General features: G+C 71.5%; 4 protein-coding genes. 2 read left to right on the forward strand and 2 right to left on the reverse strand.

What is annotated here, in order from left to right; all coding sequences use genetic code 11:
• The first annotated feature begins 4 nt into the window (after window positions 1–4).
• Both DMC64_RS22260 and DMC64_RS22265 read left to right on the forward strand, forming a co-directional pair.
• Window positions 5–1,435, forward strand: coding sequence for a class I adenylate-forming enzyme family protein (locus DMC64_RS22260; RefSeq protein ID WP_125735097.1), 1,431 nt, complete (start codon window positions 5–7; stop codon window positions 1,433–1,435).
• Between the two features lie 5 nt (window positions 1,436–1,440).
• Window positions 1,441–2,364 carry an ACP S-malonyltransferase gene (locus DMC64_RS22265; protein WP_125735098.1) on the forward strand — a complete coding sequence of 308 codons (924 nt, stop codon included), beginning with the start codon at window positions 1,441–1,443 and terminating at the stop codon, window positions 2,362–2,364.
• Between the two features lie 76 nt (window positions 2,365–2,440).
• Here the strand turns inward: DMC64_RS22265 and DMC64_RS22270 are convergent, their stop codons facing one another.
• Together DMC64_RS22270 and DMC64_RS22275 are read right to left on the reverse strand one after the other, a co-directional pair.
• Window positions 2,441–8,209: a type I polyketide synthase gene (locus DMC64_RS22270; protein ID WP_125735099.1), complete on the reverse strand. Its 5,769-nt coding sequence runs from the start codon at window positions 8,207–8,209 to the stop codon at window positions 2,441–2,443.
• A 13-nt stretch (window positions 8,210–8,222) separates the two neighbouring features.
• Window positions 8,223–23,516 carry a type I polyketide synthase gene (locus DMC64_RS22275; protein WP_125735100.1) on the reverse strand — a complete coding sequence of 5,098 codons (15,294 nt, stop codon included), beginning with the start codon at window positions 23,514–23,516 and terminating at the stop codon, window positions 8,223–8,225.

Here is a 23,516-nt window from a genome sequence, read left to right on the forward strand (position 1 = left end):
TCCCATGTCCGCGAGACTCTTCGCCCTCGATTCCTTGCAGACGTTCGACGAACTCGAACACAGCGCGCTGGGGGTGGCGGAGTCCCTCCGGGAGCGTGGCGTGACACCCGCGACCAGGGTGATGCTGAAGGCCGGGAACTCGGCCGCCTACGTGACGACCCTGCTGGCCCTGATGCATGTCGGCGCGAGCATCGTGCTCGTCGACCAGCAGGAGAACGCCGCCGAAACCCAGCGGGTCTGCAACCAGGCCGGGGTCAAGATCAGCCTGGTCGACGAGGACGCGCCGTTGGTCACCGACGGCCCGCACACCCTGCTCTACGAATTGCTCGTCGCCGGGGCGTCCCAGACCACCCGCGATCCGGAGCTGCGGGTGGAGCCGTGGTGCGAGCTGCCGGACGGGCTGATCATGTACTCCTCCGGATCGACCGGAGTGCCCAAGGGCGTGGTCAAGAACGGCGGGCGGTTCCTCAAGAACCTCCAGCGCAACGCCGACCAGGTCGGCCACCACTCGGGTGACGTGCTGATGCCGATGCTGCCCTTCTCCCACCAGTACGGCCTGTCGATGGTGCTGATCGCGTGGCTGGTGCGCTGCTCGCTCGTGGTGGCGCCGTACCGGCGGATCGACCGCGCGCTGCGGATGGCGGGCCAGTGCGGGGTGACCGTCACCGACGGCACGCCGTCGACGTACCAGAGCATCCTCAACATCGTGAAGCGCAATCCCCGCTACGGCCTCGACCTCGCGGGCGTGCGGATGTTCTGCAGCGGTGCCGCTCCCCTGGGCTCGACACTCAGCGAAGACTACGTCGCGTGGTTCGGCCTCCCGTTGCTGGACAGCTACGGCAGCACGGAACTGGGCAACCTCGCGTTCGCGACGCCGGAGAACCCGGTCGGCTGCGGCCGCGCGCTCCCCGGGCACGAACTGCGGATCCTCGACGACGAAGGCAACTCGCTGCCCGCCGGGCAGACCGGCGAGATCGTGATGCACTGCCCCGACATGATGGCGGGCTACCTCGCCGCGGACGGCTCGCTGGAGCCGGCGGAGCAGGGCTGGCGGCACACCGGCGACTTCGGTTACCTGGACGAGAACGACAATCTGTTCGTGGTGGGCCGCAAGTTCGCCGTGCACCGCAAGGGACACACGCTCTACCCGGAGATCATCGAGCACAAGGTCACCGAAGCACTGGTCCCGGTCAAGATCATCGCGCTGCCGGACGAACGGCGCGGCTGTCAGCTGGCGTTCTTCGTCGAAGACCCGCTCGGCCACGACGGCAGGCACTGGCGTACGCGTATCGCCGAGGTGCTGCCGGAGTTCGAGCGACCGGACCGCATCCGGGTCGTCGACCGTTTTCCGCTGAACCGCAACGGAAAACCCGACAAGAAGCGGATGACGGAGCTGGCGCTCGCCGAATCGGCCAGTTCACCGAAGGCCGGCTGAGCGACGTGACCGACGAACGCACCGCCCTGATCTTCCCGGGAATGGCCCCGACGAAATCCGGGGACGTGAGCCGGTTCCTGATGATCAACCGGAAGGCTCGGGAACGGCTCGCGACGGCCGAGGACGTCCTCGGCCGTCGCCTGCTCGGCCCGGCCCGCGAAGACGGTGATGTGTACGACGAGGCCGCGCAGGTCGTCTTCATGCTGACGTGTCTTTCCCTGGCGGAGTGGGCCGAAGACGCCCTCGGGGTGAAACCCGAGATCTGCGCCGGTCCCAGTTTCGGCCAGAAGGCGTTGACCTCGTACACCGGTGTGCTGTCGTTCGAGGAGACCGTCCGGCTCACCGCGGAGCTTTCGCGATGCGAGGTGTCCTACTTCGAAAGCGACTACTCGGACGTCGTGACCCACTGTTTCGTCCGGACTCCGGAAGAGGGTTTCGCCGAGGTCCTGGCCGAACTGAAGGACGAGTTCCACGACGTTTCGGGCGTCATCGACAAGGGCTTCTACCTGCTTTCGGTGCGGGAGAAGGACTTGGAACGGGTGAAGGCTCGAGTCCGGGCGATCGGCGGCTACTCGATGCACACCATGCGCCCGCCCGTGCACTCCACCTTCTTCGGCGATTTGCGTCGGCGTGCCGAAGAGGAGGTGCTGTCCGGCTTCACCCTCCGCGACCCCGAACTGCCGGTGGTCGCGGACCAGGACGGTGCGCTCCTGGACTCGGCGGCGGGGGTGCGCCGGATGTTGCTCGACACCTTCGACCGGCCGATCGACTGGCCGTCGATGGTCGCGACCTTGCGGGAGCAGGGCGTGACGTCGTTGTGCTTCTCCGGTCCGGACAATCTCTTCCACCGGGTGGACAGCACGGTGGCGAACTTCGAGGTGCGGACGGTGACGCCGGCGATGGCTTTGAAGCCGCGGAGCCGCGCCTAAGGTTTCCGCTCCCCCAGCGCGTGAAGGCCCTCTTTCTTCGGCTGAGCCGAGGGAAGGGGGCCTTCACGCGCAGTCGCTACGGCAGCCGCCCCAGCCACTCCCGAACGGCCTCGGCGGTCGTCCCCGCATGCCGCTCCAGCATCGTGAAGTGATCTCCCTCGACGTCCACCGTGTCATGCGGCAAAGCCCAGTCGGACTGCCACCCGGCCCGGTCGCGCCACGCCTCGAGCGGCTCCGACGCCCGCACCAGCAAGGTCGGCACACCGGTCGCCGCGGGCACGTGGTCGGCGAACAGCCGCAGGTAAGCACCCATCGCGGTGAGCCGCGTGTCGTCCCCGAGGCCGTCGGCGAGCCGGTCGCGGATGCCGTCCAGCGCGTGTTCGTCCTGCGGGTAGACGTCGATCAGCACGAGCGCGCGGGGCGCGGCGCCCGCTTCCTCCAGATGCCTCGCCAGCGCGTGCGCGAGTGGGCCGCCCGACGAGTGGGCCACCAGGACCACCGGGTCGCCGCCTTCGCGGAGGATGGCGTCCGCCTGTGCGTGGAGAACCGCCTCGATCGAGTCCGGCAGCGGCTGCCCGTGCCCGAAGCCGGGCACCGGAACGACGGAAACGTCCTGCACGTCCCGGAACGACGCCGCGAACCGCGCGTATTCGTGCGCCCCCGAGCCGACCAGGAGGGAGGGGACGCAGACGAGTTCGGGGCCGGACGGGCCTTTCGCGAGCCGGACCGGTTGCAGGTTCTGTTCCCGCGCGGTTTCGACGGTGAATGACGGCCGGTAGCGCGACGCCTGCGCGGCCAGCGCCACGAACTGAGCGACCTCGCCGAGTTCGACCGCGCGGGCGAACATCGCGCCGAAGAAGCTCGTGGCCGCGGGCGGTGTTTCGGGCCGCCGGTCGGCGGCCGAGAAGTCACCGGAGATCCGTTCCGCGACGGCGAGCGGTGTCGGGTGGTCGAAGACCAGCGACGGCGGGAGCCGCAGGCCGGTCGAGGCCGCGAGCCGGTTGCGCAGGTCGACGGCGGTGAGCGAGTCGAAGCCGAGTTCGAGGAAGGCGACGTCGGCGTCGATGGCGCCGGCACCGTCGTGGCCGAGGACGGCCGCGACCTGACCGCGCACCAGTTCCAGGATCTCCGCGTCACGGCCGTCCGCGTCGAGTCCGGCGAGCCGGGCACGGAACGCGCCGCCGCCGTCGGGCGCGCGCCGGGCACGAGCGCGGACGAGTCCGCTCAGCAACGGCGGGACCTCCTCGGCGCGGAGCGCGGCGAGGTCGAGCCGCATCGGGACGGTCAGCGGCCGCCCGGTGGCGAGCGCGGCGTCGAACAGCTCCAGACCCTCCTCAGTGGACAGTCCGCCGAGCCCGGCCCGCGCCATCCGCTCGACGTCGGCGGAATCGGTCATCGCACTGGTGGTCGCCCACAGGCCCCACGCCAGTGACGTCGCTGCGGCGCCTTCTGCCCGGCGGCGTTCCACCAGCGCGTCCACGAACGCGTTGGCCGCGGCGTAACCGGACTGCCCCGGATTGCCGAAGACCCCGGCCGCCGATGAGAACATCACGAACGGTGCGGCGTCGGGCAAGAGTTCGTGCAGGTTCACCGCGGCGTCCACCTTCGGCGCGAGCACCCGGTCGAGCCGTTCGGGGGTCTGCGCGGTGATCAGCCCGTCGTCGAGGACACCGGCGGCGTGCACGACACCGGTCACCGGATGCGCGGCCAGCACCTGGCGCAGCGCCTCCCGGTCGGCCGCGTCGCACGCCAGGATCCGGACCTCGGCACCCAGCCCGGTGAGTTCGTCCGCCAACGCCGCCGCGCCGGGCGCGGAAGCACCGGAACGGCTCAGCAGCACCAGCGAACGGACGCCGTGTGTCACCACCAGATGTTTCGCGACGGCCGCGCCGAGGAGGCCGGTGCCACCGGTGATCAGCACGACGTCGCCGTCGCTCCACAGCCGCGCCGGGCCGGGCTCGGGGACGCGGACGAGCCTCGGGACGAAGCTGACCCCGTCGCGAACCACGACCTGCGCCTCCCCGGCGGGCAGCGCGGCCGGGACGTCTCCGTCCACGAGCACGAACCGCCCGGGGTGCTCCGACTGCGCCGAGCGCACGAGCCCCCACACCGCGGCCGCCACCGGATCCGGGCGTTCGGTCGCGATCCCGCCTTGGGTGGCCACCACGAGCGGGCCGTCCCCCGGTTCGTCGAGCCACGTCCGGACGCGTTCGAGCGCCGCCCCCAGCACGGTGCGGAGATCCCCGGATTCGCAGTGCCACACCGTCGCGTCGTGCGGCTCGGTCGCGCCCGCGGGCACCCAGTCCAGGCCGAACAGGGACTCGCGATACCCACCGAGCCCGGACACCGACACCGGCCGCAGCAGCAGACCGTCCACGTCGGCGACCGGCAGGCCTTCGGCGTCGGCGACGGTCAGCGCGACCCCGTCCGCAGCCGGCCGCAGCCGCACCCGCAACGCCGTCGCACCCCGTGACCACAGCCGTACCCCGGAGAACGCGAACGGGAGCCGAAGCCCCTCGGCGTCGTCGGGAAGCACCCCCAGCGCGATCCCGTGGAGCGCGCCGTCCAGCAACGCGGGATGCAGACCGAAGGCCGGAGCGTCGCCGGTCTGGGCTTCGGGAAGGTCGATTTCGGCGAAGACCTCGTTCTCGCGACGCCAAGCGGCGCGAAGTCCTTGGAACGCGGGGCCGTATTCGAGGCCCGCGTCCGCGAGTTCGTCGTACAGCGCCTCGACGCCGACGCGTTCCGCCCCGGCAGGCGGCCATTCCGCGAGCGGGGTGGGCACGCCGTCCGTTTCGGGCAGCAGGACGCCGTTGGCGTGCCGGGTCCAGGGTTCGTCGCCGCGGCGGGAGTACACGCCGACCTCGCGACGGCCGTCGACGTCCGCGTCGCCGAGTTCGACCGAGAGCCGGACGTCGGTGCCTTCTTCGAGCACGAGCGGGGCTTCGAGGGTCAATTCGTCGAGCATCGTGCAGCCCACCTGGCTGCCGGCGGCCAGCGTGAGCTCCACGAACGCGGTACCGGGCACGAGCACGGTCCCGGACACGGCGTGATCGGCGAGCCAGGGATGCGTTTCCAGCGAGATCCGGCCGGTGTACAGCAGCCCGCCGGTCCCGGGGACCGCGACGACGGCGCCGAGCAGCGGATGGTCCACCACTGTCTGCCCGAACGCCGACGCGTCCCCGGCGACGGTCCCGGCTTCCAGCCAGAACCGCTTGCGCTGGAACGGATACGTCGGCAGATCGACCCAGTCCGCCGTGGGCAGGATCGAAGACCACGCCGGGCTCAGACCGTGCACATGGGCTTCGGCCAGCGACGCGACGAACCGCTCCGCGCCACCCTCACCCCGACGCAAACTCCCCAACGCCACAGCGTCTTCACTGATCCCGGGGACCAGCACCGGATGCGGGCTTGTTTCCACGAAGAACCGGAAACCATCCTCCAGCAACCGATCCACCGTCGCCGCGAACTGCACCGTCCCCCGCAGATTCCGGAACCAGTACGCCGCATCCAATTCCAGAGGCTCATCGGTCACCGTCGAATAGAACGGGATCACCGGCGACTGCGGCGAAATACCCGCCAACGCAGACACCACATCCTGCTCGATCGCATCCACATGCGCCGAATGCGACGCATAGTCCACCGGAATCCGCTTCGCGCGCACGTCCAGCAGCTCACACCGCTTGACCAACGCGTCCAAGCCTGCAACGTCGCCGGACACCACCACCGCCGCGGGACCGTTCACCGCCGCCACCGACACACCCTCAGGCAGCAACTCCCGAACACGATCCTCCGAAGCGGCCACCGACACCATGCCACCACGACCCGACAACGCCAAAATGGCCTTACTCCGCAGGCAAACCACTCGCGCAGCATCATCCAACGACAACGCACCCGCCACACACGCCGCAGCGATCTCACCCTGCGAATGCCCCACCACGGCTGCGGGTTCGACTCCACACGCCCGCCACAACCGCGCCAACGACACCATCACCGCAAACAACACAGGCTGCACCACATCGACCCGCTCCAACGCAGCCGCATCGGACAGCACATCGGACAACTTCCAGTCCACAAAGGACGACAAAGCCGTCTCACACTCAGCCATCGACTCAGCGAACACCGGAGCAGCCACCACAAGCTCCTCCGCCATCCCCACCCACTGCGAACCCTGACCCGGAAACACGAAAACAGCCTTACCCGACTGCGCCGTGCCCTCGATCAGCAGGCTCGACGGCTCTCCGGCGGCGAGCGCGTCGAGCGCGGCGCGCGGATCACCGACGATGGCCGCCCGGTGCGCGAACAGCGGCCGCGCGGCCAGGGTGGCGGCCGCGCCCGGAAGATCCACAAAGGACCGAAGCTGAGCAGCTCGCGCCCGCAAGGCTTCCGGCGTCCGCGCCGACAGAAGCCACGGCGTCGCACCGGTCACCACCGGCGGCCGAGGCTCGACCTCGGCGGCCGGGGCCGCTTCGAGGACGACGTGCGCGTTGGTACCGCTGATGCCGAACGACGACACCGCGGCCCGGCGAGGACGGTCGAGTTCCGGCCACGGCCGTGCTTCGTCCAGCAACGAGACCGCGCCCGCGCTCCAGTCCACATGCGACGACGGGGTCTCCGCGTGCAGGCTGCGCGGCAGGGTCCCGCTTCGCAGTGCCTGCACCATCTTGATGATCCCGGCGACCCCCGCCGCGGCCTGCGTGTGCCCGAGGTTCGACTTGATCGACCCGAGCCACAGCGGCCGGTCCGACGGCCTGCCCTTGCCGTAGGTCGCGAGCAACGCCTGCGCTTCGATCGGGTCGCCCAGGGTGGTGCCGGTCCCGTGCGCCTCGACGACGTCGACGTCCGCCGTCGTCAGCCGGGCGTCGGCGAGCGCCTCGCGGATCACCCGCTGCTGGGACGGGCCGTTCGGGGCGGTCAGGCCGTTCGACGCGCCGTCCTGGTTCACCGCCGACCCGCGCAGGACCGCCAGTACCGGATGGCCGTTGCGCCGCGCGTCGGAAAGCCGTTCCACCAGCAGCATCCCGACACCTTCGGACCAGCCGGTGCCGTCCGCCTCTTCGGCGAACGGTTTGCAGCGGCCGTCCGGCGCCATTCCGCGCTGACGGCTGAACTCCACGAACGTCCCGGGGGTGAACATCACCGTCACGCCGCCGGACAGCGCGAGGTCGCACTCGCCCCGCCGCAACGCCTGTGCGGCGAGGTGCAGGGTCACCAGCGACGACGAGCACGCGGTGTCCACGGTGAGCGCCGGCCCCTCGAACCCGAAGGTGTACGACACCCGCCCGGAGGCGATGCTGCCGGAGTTCCCGGTGCCGAGGTAGCCGCCGACCTCGTCGGGGATCTCGGTCAGCCCGGAGACGTAGTCGTGGTACATCAGCCCGGCGAACACGCCGGTCCGGCTGCCCTTGAGCGAACCCGGATCGATACCCGCCCGCTCGATGGCCTCCCACGACGTCTCCAGCAGGAGCCGCTGCTGCGGATCCATCGCCAGTGCCTCACGCGGCGAGATCCCGAAGAACGCCGGGTCGAACTCGGCGACGTCGTGGAGGAAACCGCCCTGCGAAACGTAACTCGTCCCCTGCTTGTCCGGGTCCGGGTCGTACAGCGCTTCGAGGTCCCAGCCGCGGTCGACCGGGAATCCGCTGATCCCGTCGCCGCCGGTTTCGACCATCCGCCACAGATCCTCGGGCGAGGCGATGCCGCCGGGATAGCGGCAGGCCATCCCGACGATGGCGATCGGTTCGCTGCCCGCGGCTTCGGTCTCCTTCAGGCGCTTCCGGGTCTCGTGAAGATCCGCGGTGACCTGCTTGAGGAAGTACCGGAGTTTGTCCTCGGTGTCTTTCATTTCCGCCCCCAAGTCAGGAGATCCCGAGTTCCTTGCCGATGAATTCGAACATTTCGTCGTCCGAGGCGTCTTCGAGCCGATCCGCCACGGATTCGGTGCCCTCGCCCGGATCGCACGCCGCGAGCAGGGCGCGCAGCCGGTCCTTGACCTTGCCGCGGATCGCGTCGTCCGGGCTTCCCCCGGCGAACGCGGCCTCCAGCCGGTCGAGTTCCGCGAGCACCCCCAGCGGCGGTGGCGCGTCGTCCACGACGATCTCCGCGCCGACCAGTTCCGCCACCGCGGCGGTGGTCGGATGGTCGAAGACCAGCGTGGCGGGCAGCCGGAGACCGGTGGCCTCGTTGACGCGGTTGCGCAGTTCGACCGCGGCGAGCGAGTCGAACCCGAGTTCGGTGAACGCCTTGTCCGGATCGACCTGCTCGGGACCGGCGTGCCCGAGCACACCGGCGACGTGGGTGGCGACGAGGTTCAGCAGTGCCGCGGCGCGTTCCTCCCCGGTCATCCCGGCCAGCTCCGCCTTGAGCGCGTCCCCGGTCGGCGAACCGGCGGTCTCGACACGTTTGCCGGTACCGCGGATCAGGCCGCGCAGCAGCGGCGGGACGTCGGTGCCGAGGCCCGCCCGCACCGCGGCGAGGTCCAGCCGCATCGGCAACAGCACCGGTTCGGCCGCCGTCACCGCGAGGTCGAACAGCGCCAGTCCCTCCTCTGTGGACAGTGCGCCCGCGCCGGAGGCCGTCATCCGTTCCAGATCGCGTCCGGACATGCCGCCCGCCATCCCGTCGCCGGCCCAGAGCCCCCAGGCGAGCGAGGTCGCCGGCAGCCCGTGCGCACGGCGATGCCGGGCGAGCGCGTCGAGGAACGCGTTGGCCGCCGCGTAGTTCGCCTGCCCCGGATTGCCGAAGGTGCCCGCCGCGGAGGAGAACAGCACGAACTCGTCGACGTCGCCCGCCAGTTCGTGCAGGTTCACCGCGGCGTCGACCTTCGGCCGCAGGACGGCGTCGAGCCGCTCCGGGGTGAGGCCGTCGAGGACGACGTCGTCGAGGACGCCGGCGGCGTGGACGACCCCGGTCACCGGATGCTCGGCAAGAAGACGTTGCAGCGCTTCACGGTCGGCCGCGTCGCAAGCGACCACCGCGACCTCGGCGCCCAACCCTCGCAGTTCTTCGGCCAGCTCGCCCGCGCCCGGCGCGTCCGGGCCCCGGCGGCCGGCGAGCACCAGCCGGGTCTTCCCGTGCGCGGTGACCAGATGCCGGGCCAGTGCCGCGCCGAGCGCGCCGGTGCCACCGGTGATCAGCACGGCCCCGTCGGTCCGCACCTTGCCTTCGACCGGCGTCACGGCCGGTTTGACCAGCCGCGGTGCCTTCACCGTTCCCTCGCGCAACTCCAGCTGCGGTTCGCCGGAAGCGAGGGCGGGCAGCAGCACGCGATACGACGCGTCCTGTTCGTCGAGGTCGACCAGCACGAACCGGCCGGGGTGCTCGGACTGCGCCGAGCGGATCAGGCCCCAGATCACCGCCTGCGCCGGTTCGTCGACGGCGCCGCCGGTGACCAGCACCAGCCGGGAACCGGCGAACCGGTCCTCGGCCAGCCACGCACGGACCAGCTCCAGCGCGCGGTGGGCGGCGGTGTGCGCGGCGGCGGCCAGCCCTTGACGGTGGTCCGGCGCGCACGAAACGAAGACCAGCTCGGGCACTCGATCGCTCACCTCGGCCAGATTCGCGTGAACCTGCCCGCGATAGCCGGCGGCCGTGAGCGCGGCGTCGAGTTTGTAGTCGTCGACACCGACGACCGCCCAGCTCGCGGCCACGGCGGCGGTGGGGTCGAGCGGAACCGGCGCCCACTCCAGACCGAACAGCGACTCGTGGCTGCCCTGCCGCCCGCCGAGTTGCTCCAGCGAGACCGGGCGCAGCGTCAGAGCGTCCACTGTGGCCACCAGCCTGCCGGTCTCGTCCGCCGCGGCCAGGGAGACCGCGTTCTCCCCCGCCGGGGACAGCCGAACCCGCAGGGCACGCGCACCGGAGGCGTGGAGCCGGACGCCGGACCAGGCGAACGGCAGCCGCACGCGTCCGGCCGCCACGTCGGCCTCCTGCTCACCCCCTTCGGCGAAGCCCAGGGCATGCAAGGCGGCGTCGAGCAAGGCCGGATGCAGGCCGAAACCCTCGGTCGTGGTGTCCTCGGGGAGGTCGACCTCGGCCCAGATGTCGTCCCCTCGCCTGCGGGCGGAGCGGAGTCCCTGGAAGACCGGGCCGTACTCGAGCCCGGCGGCGGCCAAGCCGTCGTAGAGGCCGTCGGTTTCGACGGTCTCGGCATCGGCGGCCGCCCAGGCCGACAGATCGAACGGCGCGCCCGCCGCCAGAGGCGACACGGTCCCGGTGGCGTGGCGGATCCAGTCGCCGTCGTCGGGGCGGGAGTAGACGTCCAGCGCGCGCCTGCCGGTCTCGTCCGGCGCGGCGGCGACGATCCGCAGTGCCGTGCCACCGTGGTCCGGCAGCACCAGCGGCGCTTCCAGGGTCAGTTCGTCGACGGCCGCGCAGCCGGTCAGCTCCCCGGCCCGCAACGCGAGCTCGACGAACGCCGTACCCGGCAGGAGGGTCGTCCCGGCGACGACGTGGTCGGCCAGCCACGGCTGCTCCTGCACCGACAGCCTGCCGGTGAACAGCACCGCGTCGCTGTCCGGCGCCTCGACCGCCGCGCCGAGCAGCGGATGCCCGGCGGGCGACTGCCCCAGCCCGGTGACATCGCCCACCGCGGGGGCGACGGGCCGCAGCCAGAACCGCTCGCGTTGGAAGGCGTAGGTGGGCAGATCGATCTTCCGGCCGGGGAGCGCCTTCGCCCAGTCGACCCGGACCCCGTCGACGTGCAACCGCGCGAGCGCGGTGACGAACGACTCGACGTCGGACCGGTCTGCCCGCAGCGATGGCACGAACAGCGGAGCGTCCACTGTGGACTCGTTCGTGACGCAGTGCTCGCCAAGGGCGGTCAGCGGCGCGTCCGGGCCGAGCTCCAGATAACGCCGGACACCATGCGCCTCCAGGGTTCGGACCGCGTCGCAGAACCGGACCGCGTCCCGCACGTGCCGGACCCAGTACTCGCTCGATCGTGCCTGATCGCCGGTCAGCGGTTCCCCGGTCAGCGTGGACACCAGCGGGATCCGCGGTTCGGCGGCGGAGATCCCGTCGAGCACGGCGCGGAATTCGCCGAGCATCCCGTCCATGAGCGGCGAGTGGAACGCGTGGCTCACGGTGAGCCGCTTGGTCTTGCGGCCGCGTTCGGCGAACCCGGCGGCCAGCGCGGTCACGGCGGCCTCCGCACCGGAGACGACGACCGACACCGGGCCGTTGATCGCGGCGATCGACACGGTCTCGTCGTCGATCAGCGGCCGGACCTCCTCCTCGGTGGCCTGGACGGCGATCATCGCGCCGCCCGGGGGCAGCGCCTGCATGAGCCTGCCGCGCGCGGCGACCACCGTGCAGGCGTCCTCCAGCGACCAGACCCCGGCGACGTGGGCCGCCGCCAGTTCCCCGATCGAATGCCCGGCCAGGAAGTCCGGTCGCACGCCGCGGCTTTCGACGAGCCGGAACAGCGCGACCTCGACGGCGAACATCGCGCACTGGGTGTATTCGGTGCGGTCGACCAGATCACCGGCGAGCGCTTCGCGCAGCGGACGGTCCAGTAGAGCGTCGAAACGCTCGCAGATCTCGTCGAAGGCTTGCGCGAAGACGGGGAACGCGGCCGACAGTTCGTCGGCCATCCCGGCACGCTGGCTGCCCTGACCGGTGAAGAGGAACGCGAGTTTCCCGCCCGGTTTCGCGAGACCGGTGACGAAGGCGCCCGGTTCTCCCCCGGCCAGCGCGGCGAGCGCGTCGAGCAGTCCGTCGCGGTCGCCCGCGGTGACCACCGCCCGGTGCTCGAAAAGCCCCCGTGTGGCAAGCGTTTGCGCGACGTCGGCGAGCTCGGGCTCGTGTCCGGTCAGCAACCGGGCACGCAACCTGGCGGCCTGCCCGCGCAGAGCGTCCGGCGTCTTGGCGGACAACAGGAAGGCGAGTACGTCCGGCTGTCCGGCCGGTGCCGCGTCCCCGGAGACATCCGCTTCCAGGACGACATGCGAGTTGGTCCCGCTGATCCCGAACGACGACACCCCGGCCCTCCGCGGACGACCGGTGTCCGGCCACTCCCGCGATTCGGTGAGCAGGGAGACGGCGCCTTCCGTCCAGTCCACATGGGACGACGGCTCGTCTACGTGCAGCGTCTTGGGCAGCACGCCGTGGCGCATCGCCTCGACCATCTTGATCACGCTCGCCACCCCGGCGGCGGCCTGGGTGTGGCCGAGGTTCGACTTCACCGAGCCGAGCCACAACGGCTCCTCACGATCCTGGCCATAGGTGGCGAGCAGAGCCTGCGCCTCGATCGGATCGCCGAGCGTGGTCCCGGTTCCGTGCGCCTCGACAGCGTCCACATCAGACGGTCGCAGGCCGGCCTGCGCCAAAGCCTGCCGGATCACCCGCTGCTGCGACGGCCCGTTCGGCGCCGTCAACCCGTTCGACGCACCGTCCTGGTTCACCGCCGTGCCACGGACCACGGCCAGCACCCGGTGTCCGTTGCGACGGGCGTCCGAAAGGCGCTCCAGCAGCAGCATGCCGACGCCCTCGCCCCACGCCGTGCCGTCCGCGGTCTCGGAGAACGCCTTGATCCGGCCGTCCGGCGCCATCCCGCGCTGGCGGCTGAACTCGATGAAGGTGTCCGGAGTGGACATCACCGCGACGCCACCGGCCAGCGCCAGGCCGCATTCGCCCTGCCGCAGCGCCTGCGCCGCGAGATGCATCGCGACCAGTGAGGACGAGCACGCCGTGTCGATGCTGACCGCCGGGCCTTCCAGCCCGAAGGCGTAGGCGAGGCGCCCCGAGATCACACTGCCCGAGTTCCCCGTGCCGAGGTAGCCCTCCAGATCCGATGGGATCTCGGTGAGCCGCGAAACGTAGTCGTGGTACATCGCCCCGGCGAAGACGCCGGTCGCGGAACCGCGCAGGGTGGCTGGGTCGATCCCAGCGCGCTCGAAGGCTTCCCAGGACGTCTCCAGGAGCAATCGCTGCTGCGGGTCCATCGCCAGCGCCTCACGCGGCGAGATCCCGAAGAACCCTGGATCGAAGTCACCGGCGTCGTGCAGGAATCCGCCGTAGCGGGTGCAGGAGGTGCCGGGCCTGCTTGCCTCGGGGTCGTACAGACCTTCGACGTCCCAGCCCCGGTCCGCCGGGAACGGGGTGATGCCGTCGCGGCCTTCGCTCACCAGCCGCCAGAGGTCTTCCGGCGAACGGACACCACCGGGGAACCGGCAGGCCATGCCGACGATGGCGATCGGTTCGTCCACCGGTGCCGTGGTGACGACGGCGGCCGCGACCGTGGTGCCGGACAGTTCCTCCCGCAGCCGGGAGACGACCGCGTCGGAGTTCGGGTGATCGAACACGAGGGTGGCGGGCAGGCGCAGACCGGTCGCGGAGTTCAGCCGGTTCCGCAGGTCCACCGACGTGAGCGAATCGAAGCCGAGCTCGGTGAACGCCCGGTCCGACGGCACGTCCTCCGGGCCGGAGTAGCCCAGCACCGCGGCGACCTGTGTCCGCACGAGTTCGAGCAGACGCGCGTCACGGTCCTCTTCGGACAGTCCCGCGAGCTGACGTTTCCACGCCGACGCCCCGGCGGAGCGCCGCGCGGGCGCCTTGATCAGACCGCGCAGCAGGGACGGCACGTCGGAACCGAGTTCGGCACGGAGCGCGGCGAGGTCGAGCTTCATCGGCAGGACGACGCCGTCACCCGCGGTGTCGAACAGGCGCAGCCCTTCTTCGGTGGTGAGCCCGGAACCGGTGAGCCTGGCGACGGCGGCGGAGGCGTCCATCCCGTCGTCGGTGTCCCACAGGCCCCAGGCCAGGGACCGGGCCGGGAGCCCGTTGGCCAGCCGGTGCTGCGCCAGGGCGTCCAGGAAGGCGTTCGCCGCGGCGTAGTTCGCCTGTCCGGCGTTGCCGAACGTGCCCGCCGCCGAGGAGAACAGCACGAACTCCTCGGCGTCGCCCGCCAGTTCGTGCAGGTTCAGCGCCGCGTCGGCCTTGGGCCGCAGGACGGCGTCGAACCGTTCGGGGGTCAGGCTGTCGATCAGACCGTCGTCGAGGACGCCGGCCGCGTGCACCACCGCGGTGAGCGGATGCTCGGGGTCGACTCCGGCCAGCAGCTCCGCGAGGGCTTCCCGGTCGGCGACGTCGCAGGACTCCAGGACCGCGGAGGCACCGAGCCCGGTCAGTTCCGCCAACAGGTCGGTGGCACCGGAGGCGGCGGCGCCGCTGCGGCTGACCAGCAGCAGATGCCGCACCCCGTGTGCGGAGACCAGGTGACGGGCCAGCGATCGGCCCAGCGCGCCGGTGGCCCCGGTGAGCAGGACCGTCCCTTCCGGGTCGAAACGCGGTGTGGCGATGGAAGGCGCGCTCTTCACCAGGCGCGGCGCCCACAGCTTCCCGTCGCGGATGGCGAGCTGCGCTTCGCCGGTGGCGACGGCTCCGGCCAGGTCCACTGTTTCGCCGTCGGTGTCGATGAGCACGAACCGGCCCGGATGCTCGGACTGCGCCGACCGCACCAGCCCCCAGACGGCGGCGCGGGCGAGATCACGCGTGTCCTCCCCCGCCACCGACACGGCGCCGCTGGTCAGCACGACCAGGGTGGTGTCGGCGTTGCTTTCGTCGGCGAGCCAGGATTGGAGCGCCGCAAGCGTTTGCGCGGTCGCGTCGTGCACGTCCACCGCACTGTCCACTTCGGACCGGACGACCATGGCGGGCGCGGTGTCCGCGGCACGGGCGCGGACCGGCACCCACTCCACCCGGAACAGCGAGTCGCCGCCACCACCGAACGCGGCGGGGTCGACCTGGCGGACGGTCAGGCCGGCGACGGTCGCCACCGGCGCGCCCGCCCCGTCCGCGATCGTCAGGGAGAGCGTGTCGCCGGTCCCGGTGAGCCGGACGCGCAGGCTCGTGGCGCCGAGGCCGGTGAGCGAGACACCCGACCACAGGAAGGGCAGCCGTGCCCCGCCTTCGGTGCTCAGCGCGCCGAGTCCGGCGGTGTGCAGGGCCGCGTCCAACAGCGCGGGGTGCAGGCCGAAGCGCGCGGCGTCGCCGTGGTGGCGTTCGTCGAGGTCGATCTCGGCGTACACCGTCGTGCCGTCGAGCCAGGCCGCGCGGACGCCTTGGAAGACCGGGCCGTAGTTCAGGCCCGCGTCGGCGAGCGCGTCGTACAGCCCGTCGACGTCGGTCTCCTCCGCGGCGGGCGGCCATGACGTGAGGTCGGCGGGCGTGGCGCCGGTGTCCTCGGTCAGTGTTCCGACCGCATGGCGGATCCAGGGCTCGTCGTCGGCACGGGAATGCACGCTGACCGCGCACGCGCCGGTGTCGTCCGGTTCGCGGACCCACACGCGCAGATCGACACCGCCGCGCTCCGGCAGGACCAGCGGGCTCTCCAGGGTGAGTTCGTCGAGGACGACGGTGCCGTGCCGTCGTCCGGCGGCGAGCGCCAGATCGACGAACGCGGTACCGGGCAGAAGCACGGTCTCCCCGACGGCGTGGTCGGCGAGCCAGGGCTGGGCCGCGAGCGACAGCCTGCCGGTGAACACGGTCCCGCCGGAGTCCGGCAGGGTCACCGCGCCACCGAGCAGTGGATGTCCGGCGTCGGCCAGTCCCGCCGCGGTCAGATCGCCGGCCGCGGCCCCCGCGTCGAGCCAGAACTCCGTGCGCTGGAAGGCATACGTGGGCAGATCCACCCGGCGGGCCCCGGCGGACAACGGGCTCCAGTCGACGTCGGCGCCGTGGACGTGCAGACCGGCGACCGCCGTCAGCAGGGTCGTCACCTCGGGCTTGTCGCGCCGCAGGGCGGGGACGACGACCGCGTCCTCCAGGCTGTCCTGCGCCATCGCGGTCAGGACACCGTCGGGTCCGATCTCCAGGAACCGCGTGACGCCTTCGGCTTCCAGGAACTTCACGGAATCGTGGAACCGCACCGCGTCACGGACATGCCGGACCCAATGGTCCGAAGTGGACACTTCCGCCAGACCACCGGACACGATCGGGATCCGCGGCGCCGCGAACGTCAGGCCCTCCACCACCGTACGGAAGTCATCGAGCATCGGGTCCATCAACGGCGAGTGGAACGCATGACTCACGGTAAGTCGCTTGTGCTTGCGGCCCTCGACCACAGCGGCGACGGCGTCCTCGTCACCCGAGACCACCACCGACTCCGGGCCGTTGATAGCGGCGATCGACACCCGCTCCGTCAGCAGCGGGGTCAGCTCCGCTTCGGTCGCCCTCAGCGCCACCATCGCGCCGCCCGTGGGCAGCGCCTGCATCAACCGGCCGCGCGCCGACACCAGCGTCACCGCATCGTCGAGGGAAAGCACACCGGCCACGTGGGCGGCCGCGATCTCCCCGACCGAATGCCCGGCAAGGAAGTCCGGCCGAACACCCCAGCTCTCCACCAGCCGGAACAGCGCCACCTCGAGGGCGAACAACGCACACTGCGTATTGGCGGTCTGGTTCAACTCCTCAGCCGTCAGCTCCTTGATCGGCTGCTCGAAGCGGGAGCACACCTCGTCATAAGCCTCGGCGAACACCGGGAAACGCTCGGCCAGCTCAAGCCCCATCCCGAGCCGCTGGCTGCCCTGACCGGTGAACAGGAACGCCGTCCGGCCGGTGTGCCGGGCGATTCCCCGGACGATCCCCTCGGCGGTCTCACCGTGCGCGAGCGCGTCCAGCGCGGCGAGGAGACCGTCGCGGTCGCCGGCCACAAGCGCGGCCCGATGCTCCAAGTCCGCCCGCGCCGTGAGCGCGAGCGCGACGTCCGCCGCGGTCACCTCGGGAGTGGCCAGCAGGTGGTCGTGGAGGCGGGCGGCCTGCGCTCGCAACGCCTCCTCGGTCTTGCCGGACAGCGGCCACGGCGGGACATCCGGGTTTCCGGACGGCTGGGGATCCGGCTCGACGGCCTCGATGATGGTGTGCGCGTTGGTCCCGCTGATCCCGAACGACGACACCCCGGCACGACGCGGACGACCGGTGTCCGGCCACTCCCGCGACTCCGTCACCAAGGACACCGCGCCCTCGGCCCAGTCCACATGGGATGAAGGCTCGTCGACGTGCAGCGTCTTGGGCAGCACGCCGTGCCGCATCGCCTCGACCATCTTGATCACGCCCGCGACACCGGCGGCGGCCTGGGTGTGACCGAGGTTCGACTTCACCGAACCCAGCCACAACGGCTCTTCACGATCCTGCCCGTACGTGGCCAGCAGAGCCTGCGCCTCGATCGGGTCACCAAGAGTGGTCCCGGTTCCGTGCGCTTCGACAGCGTCCACATCGGACGGACGCAGACCCGCCTGAGCCAAAGCCTGACGGATCACCCGCTGCTGCGACGGCCCATTCGGCGCCGTCAACCCGTTCGACGCGCCGTCCTGGTTCACCGCCGAGCCGCGAACCACGGCCAGCACCCGGTGACCGTTGCGGCGGGCGTCCGACAGGCGCTCCAGCAGCAGCATGCCGACGCCCTCACCCCAGCCGGTACCGTCCGCTGCCTCGGCGAAGGATTTGCACCGGCCGTCGGCGGCCATCCCGCGCTGACGGCTGAACTCGACGAAGGTGTTCGGCGTCGCCATCACGGTCACACCACCCGCGAGCGCGAGCGAACATTCGCCCTGCCGCAGCGCCTGTCCGGCGAGGTGCATCGCGACCAGCGACGACGAACACGCCGTGTCGATGCTGACCGCCGGGCCTTCCAGCCCGAAGGTGTAGGCCAGCCGTCCCGAGATCACACTGCCCGAGTTCCCCGTGCCGAGGTAGCCCTCGACGTCCTCCGGCACGGAGTTCAGCCGCGCCGCGTAATCGTGGTACATCACCCCGGCGAAGACGCCGGTCTTGCTGCCCCGCACCGCGTGCGGATCGATCCCGGCGCGTTCGAAGACCTCCCACGACGTCTCCAGCAGCAATCGCTGCTGCGGATCCATCGCCAGCGCCTCACGCGGCGAGATCCCGAAGAACGCAGCGTCGAATTCGCCCGCGTCGTGCAGGAATCCGCCCTCGCGGGCGTAGCTCTTGCCCACCTTGCCGGGGTCCGCGTCGTAGACGTCGTCCCAGCCCCGGTTGACCGGGAACTCCGAAACCCCGTCCCGGCCGGCGGCCACCAGGTCCCACAGCTCTTCCGGGGAGGTGACACCGCCCGGGTAGCGGCAGGCCATGCCGATGATCGCGATCGGCTCGTCGACCGGACCGGTGCGCACCGGCACGTCCGGCGCCTCGGCGAGCCCGCCCCCGGCGAGTCCCTCCAGCAGGTGTTCGGCGAGCACGAGCGGGGTCGGGTAGTCGAAGACGAGGGTCGCGGCCAGCCGCAGGCCGGTGACCTCGGTCAGCCGGTTGCGCAGTTCGACCGCCGCCAGCGAGTCGAAGCCGAGCTCCTGGAACGGTTTCCCGGCGTCGATCGCCTCCGAACCGAGGTGGCCCAGCACGATGGCGACGTGCGTCCGCACGATCTCCAGCAGTTCCCGGCTCCGTTCGGCCGGGGTGAGCGCGGCCAGCCGGTCGGCGAGCGCACCCGCCGAACCGGTGACGGCGGCGCGGCGGGCAGGCCGGATCAGGCCGCGGAACAACGGTGGCACGTCACCGCCGAGCCGAGCGCGCAACGCGGGCAGATCGAGCCGGATCGGGACGAGCGCGGCGTCGTCGAGCGCCGTCGCGGCGTCGAAGAGCGCCATCCCGTCCTCTGTGGACAGTGCGGGGAAGCCGGGGCGGGCAGTGAGCGCGTCGCCCATTCCGGCGGCCCACATCCCCCAGGCCAGCGCCGTGCCGGGCTGTCCGTTCGCGTGGCGATGCCGGGCGAAGGCGTCGAGGAAGGCGTTCGCGGCTGCGTAGTTCGCCTGCCCTTCGTTGCCGAACACCCCGGCGGCGGAAGAGAACAGGACGAGTTCGGTGTCGCCGAGCAGTTCGTGCAGATGCACGGCGGCGTCCACTTTGGACCTCAGGACGGCGGTGAGGCGCTCCGGGGACAGGTCACCGAGAAGGCCGTCGTCCAGGACACCCGCCGCGTGCACGGCGAGAGTGATCGGCTGATCGGCCAGCAGGGCGGCGAGTGCGTCGCGGTCGGCGGCGTCGCAGGCTTCGATCCGGACGTCGGCGCCGAGCGCGGTCAGTTCGCGGGTGAGGGTGTCCGCGCCGGGTGCGGCCGCACCTCGACGGCTGGTGAGCAGCAGTCGCCGGACACCGCGCGACCGGACGAGGTGCCGGGCGAGATCCGCGCCGAGCGCGCCGGTGCCGCCGGTGACGAGCACCGTCCCGGAGATGTCGCCGGGCTCCGTGGAGGCACGCGGGGCGCGGACGAGCCGGGCACCGGACAGGACGCCCTCGCGGAGCAGGAGTTCGGGTTCGCCGGTGGCGACGGCGGCCGCGACGAGTTCGGGCGTGGGCTCGGTGTCGCTGTCGAGGAGGACGAACCGGTCCGGGAACTCTTCCTGCGCGGTGCGGACGAGACCCCAGACGGTGGCCTGCGCCGGATGCGGCACGGCGTCGCCGACGGCACCGCTGGTCAGGAAGACGAGTTTCGGCCCGCCATCGTCGGCACGCACCAGTTCGAGCGCGCGGACGGCGGCCGCGTGGGCGTCGCCGAGCAGGTCGCCGGTGTACCCGGTGAACGAGGCGACGACGTGCTCCGCGGCGGCTTCGGCGGGGATGGTGAGCGGCTGCCAGTCCACCCGGAACAACGCGTCGCGCACCGGGTTTCGCGAGGTGAGGGCGCCGGACGGGACCGCGCGGACGAGGAGGCCGTCGGCGGTGAACACCGGCCGTCCCTCCGGATCCGCGACGACCAGCGCGATCGTGTCCGGTCCAGCCGGGGTCAGGCGCACGCGGATCGTGGTCGCCCCGAAAGCCCGCAGGCTCACGCCGGACCACGAGAACGGGAGCCGCGCCTCGGTGGCGTCCAGCGCGCCGAGGCCGGCGGCGTGCAGAGCCGAGTCGAGCAGGGCCGGATGGATCCCGAACCGGGCCGCGTCGGCCTTCTCGGCGTCGGCGAGCTCGATTTCGGCGTAGACGGCCGATTCGTGGGTCCAGGCGGCGCGGACGCACTGGAAGGCGGGCCCGTAGTCGAGGCCGACCTCGGCGAGCGCGCCGTACAGGCCGTCGATCGCGACCGGCTCGGCACCTTCGGGCGGCCAAACGGCGAGGCTGAAGTCGGTGTCGGGGAAGCCGGGGGCGAGGACACCGGTCGCGTGGCACGACCATTCGGCGTCGGCGGCCTCGGGGCGCGAGTGGACACCGACCGTGCGCCTGCCGGTCTCGTCCGGCGCGCCGACGACCAGCTGAAGGCTGAGCGCGTCGTGTTCGGGCAGGACGAGCGGTTCCCGCAGGGTCAGTTCCTCCACGACCCCGCAGTCGACCTTGTCCCCGGCGTGCAGCACGAGATCGACGAAGGCGGTGCCCGGCAGCAGGACATGCCCCGCGACCACGTGCCCGGCCAGCCACGGCTGCGCCGCGAGGGAAAGCCGCCCGGTGAGCAGGACGCCGTGCGCGTCCGCCATCGTGACGACGGCGCCGAGCAGCGGATGGTCGGTGGCGCCGAGGCCAAGGCTCGCCGCGTCGCCCTCGGCGTTCAGCGGGCCGTCCAGCCAGAAACGACGGTGCTGGAAGGCGTACGTGGGCAGGTCGACGCGGCGGGCTCCGGCGAGCAGCGGCGTCCAGTCGACGGCCGCCCCGTGGACGTGCAGTGTGGAGACCGCGGCGAGCAGGGTGACGTCCTCCGCGCGGTTGCGGCGTGTGGCCGCGACGACGACCGCGTCCTCGGTGCTCTCCTGGGCCATCGCGGTGAGGACGGCGTCCGGCCCGATCTCCAGGAACCGGGTGACACCCTCGGCCTCCAGGAACTTGACCGAATCGTGGAACCGCACCGCGTCACGGACATGACGGACCCAATAGTCCGAAGTGGACACCTCCGCCAAACCACCCGACGCGATCGGGATCCGCGGTGCCGCATACGACAGACTGTCCGCGACCGCGCGGAAGTCGTCGAGCATCGGATCCATCAGCGGCGAATGGAAAGCGTGGCTCACGGCGAGCCGTTTGTGTTTGCGGTCGTCGAAGCGGGACACCACGGCGGCGACGGCGTCTTCGTCACCGGAGAGGACCACCGACTCCGGACCGTTGATCGCGGCCAGCGACACCCGGTCGGTCAGCAGCGGGACGACCTCGGCCTCGGTCGCCTGCAAGGCCACCATGGCGCCACCGGTGGGCAACGCCTGCATCAGCCGACCGCGTGCCGACACCAGTTTCACAGCGTCATCGAGCGTGAACACGCCCGCGACATGAGCCGCCGCGATCTCGCCGATCGAGTGGCCCGCCAGGAAATCGGGTTTGACGCCCCAGCTCTCCACCAGCCGGAACAGCGCCACCTCGAAGGCGAACAACGCGCACTGCGTGTTCGCCGTCTGGTTCAGTTCCTCGGTGGACAGTTCCTTGATCGGCCGCTCGAACCGGGCACAGACGTCGTCGTAGGCCTCGGCGAACACCGGGAACCGCTCAGCCAGCTCCCGGCCCATCCCGCGGCGCTGGCTGCCCTGGCCGGTGAACAGGAACGCCGTCCGGCCGTCGGCGGCGACACCGTGGGCGACTCCGGCGGTGGTGGCGCCGGCGGCGAGGATGTCCAGCCCGGCGAGCAGCTGGTCCCGGTCGGCCGCGACGATCGCGCCCCGGTGCTCGTGCAGGACGCGGGTGGTGGCGAGCGAAGCGGCGACATCGGCGACGCTCAGCTCCGGCCGGGCGAGGATATGCGAGCGCAGCCGCACGACCTGATCGCGCAGCGCGTCCGCGGTCTTGCCGGACAGGACCGCCGGCACGGCGCCGATGGGCGGCACGCCCGCGACTTCTTCACTCTCGGGAGCCTGCTCGATGATGGTGTGCGCGTTGGTGCCGCTGACGCCGAACGAGGACACGCCCGCGCGGCGCGGCTGCCCGGTCTCCGGCCACTCACGCGCTTCGGTGAGCAGTTCGACGGCACCGGCCGACCAGTCCACTTTGGACGAAGGATCGTCCGCGTGCAGGGTGCGCGGCAGGATCCCGTGCCGGATCGCCTGCACCATCTTGATCACGCCGCCGACCCCGGCGGCGGACTGGGAGTGCCCGATGTTCGACTTCAGCGAGCCCAGCCACAACGGCCGGTCCGCGGACTTCTCCCGGCCGTAGGTGGCGAGCAGCGCCTGCGCCTCGATCGGGTCACCCAGCGTCGTCCCGGTGCCGTGGCCCTCCACGACGTCGACCTGCCCCGCCGAAAGGCGCGCGTTCTCCAGGGCCTGCCTGATGACCCGCTGCTGCGACGGGCCGTTCGGCACGCTGAGCCCGCTGCTCGCCCCGTCCTGGTTGACCGCGCTACCGCTGACGACGGCGAGCACCTCGTGGCCGAGCCGCCGCGCGTCGGAGAGCTTCTCCACCAGGAGCATCCCGACGCCCTCGGCCCACGACGTGCCGTCCGCTCCGTCCGAATAGGACTTGCAGCGGCCGTCCGCGGCGAGCCCGCGCTGACGGCTGAAGTCGACGAACGTGTCCGGTGTGGACATCACCGCGACACCACCGGCGAGCGCCATCGTGCATTCACCCTGCCGCAGCGCCTGCGCGGCCAGATGCAGCGCGACGAGCGAGGACGAGCAAGCGGTGTCGATCGTCACCGCCGGGCCTTCCAGCCCGAAGGTGTAGGCGACGCGCCCGGACACGACGCTGCCCGAGTTCCCGGTGCCGAGGTAGCCCTCGAGTTCCTCCGGGATGGCAGCGAGCCGGGAGACGTAGTCGTGGTACATCACCCCGGCGAACACCCCGGTCCGGCTGCCCCGCAGCGAGCCGGGGTCGATACCCGCGCGTTCGAAGGTCTCCCAGGAGATCTCCAGCAGCAGCCGCTGCTGAGGGTCCATGGCGAGCGCTTCCCTCGGCGAGATCCCGAAGAAGGCCGGGTCGAATTCGCCCGCGCCGTCAAGGAAACCGCCCTCGCGGCAGTACGAGGTACCGGGCTTCTCCCCCGTCGGGTCGTACAGCGCGGACAGGTCCCAGCCGCGGTCGGCGGGGAACCCGGAGATCCCGTCGCGGCCCTCGGCGACCAGCTCCCACAGATCCTCCGGCGACCGCACGCCACCGGGAAACCGGCAGGCCATCCCGATGATGGCGATCGGCTCGTGGCCGCGGTCCTCGGCCTCCTTCAGCCGTCGCCGGGTCTCCCGCAGGTCGGCGGTCGCGCGCTTGAGGTAGTCGAGGTACTTGTCTTCGTTCGCCAC

The organism is Amycolatopsis sp. WAC 04197, assembly GCF_003947475.1.
In the GTDB taxonomy this organism is placed as follows: domain Bacteria; phylum Actinomycetota; class Actinomycetes; order Mycobacteriales; family Pseudonocardiaceae; genus Amycolatopsis; species Amycolatopsis japonica.

Coding starts and splice junctions, on each gene's coding strand:
- DMC64_RS22260 (WP_125735097.1), top strand. CDS start 5: ATGTCCGCGAGACTCTTCGCCCTCGATTCCTTGCAGACGTTCGACGAA.
- DMC64_RS22270 (WP_125735099.1), bottom strand. CDS start 8,209: ATGAAAGACACCGAGGACAAACTCCGGTACTTCCTCAAGCAGGTCACC.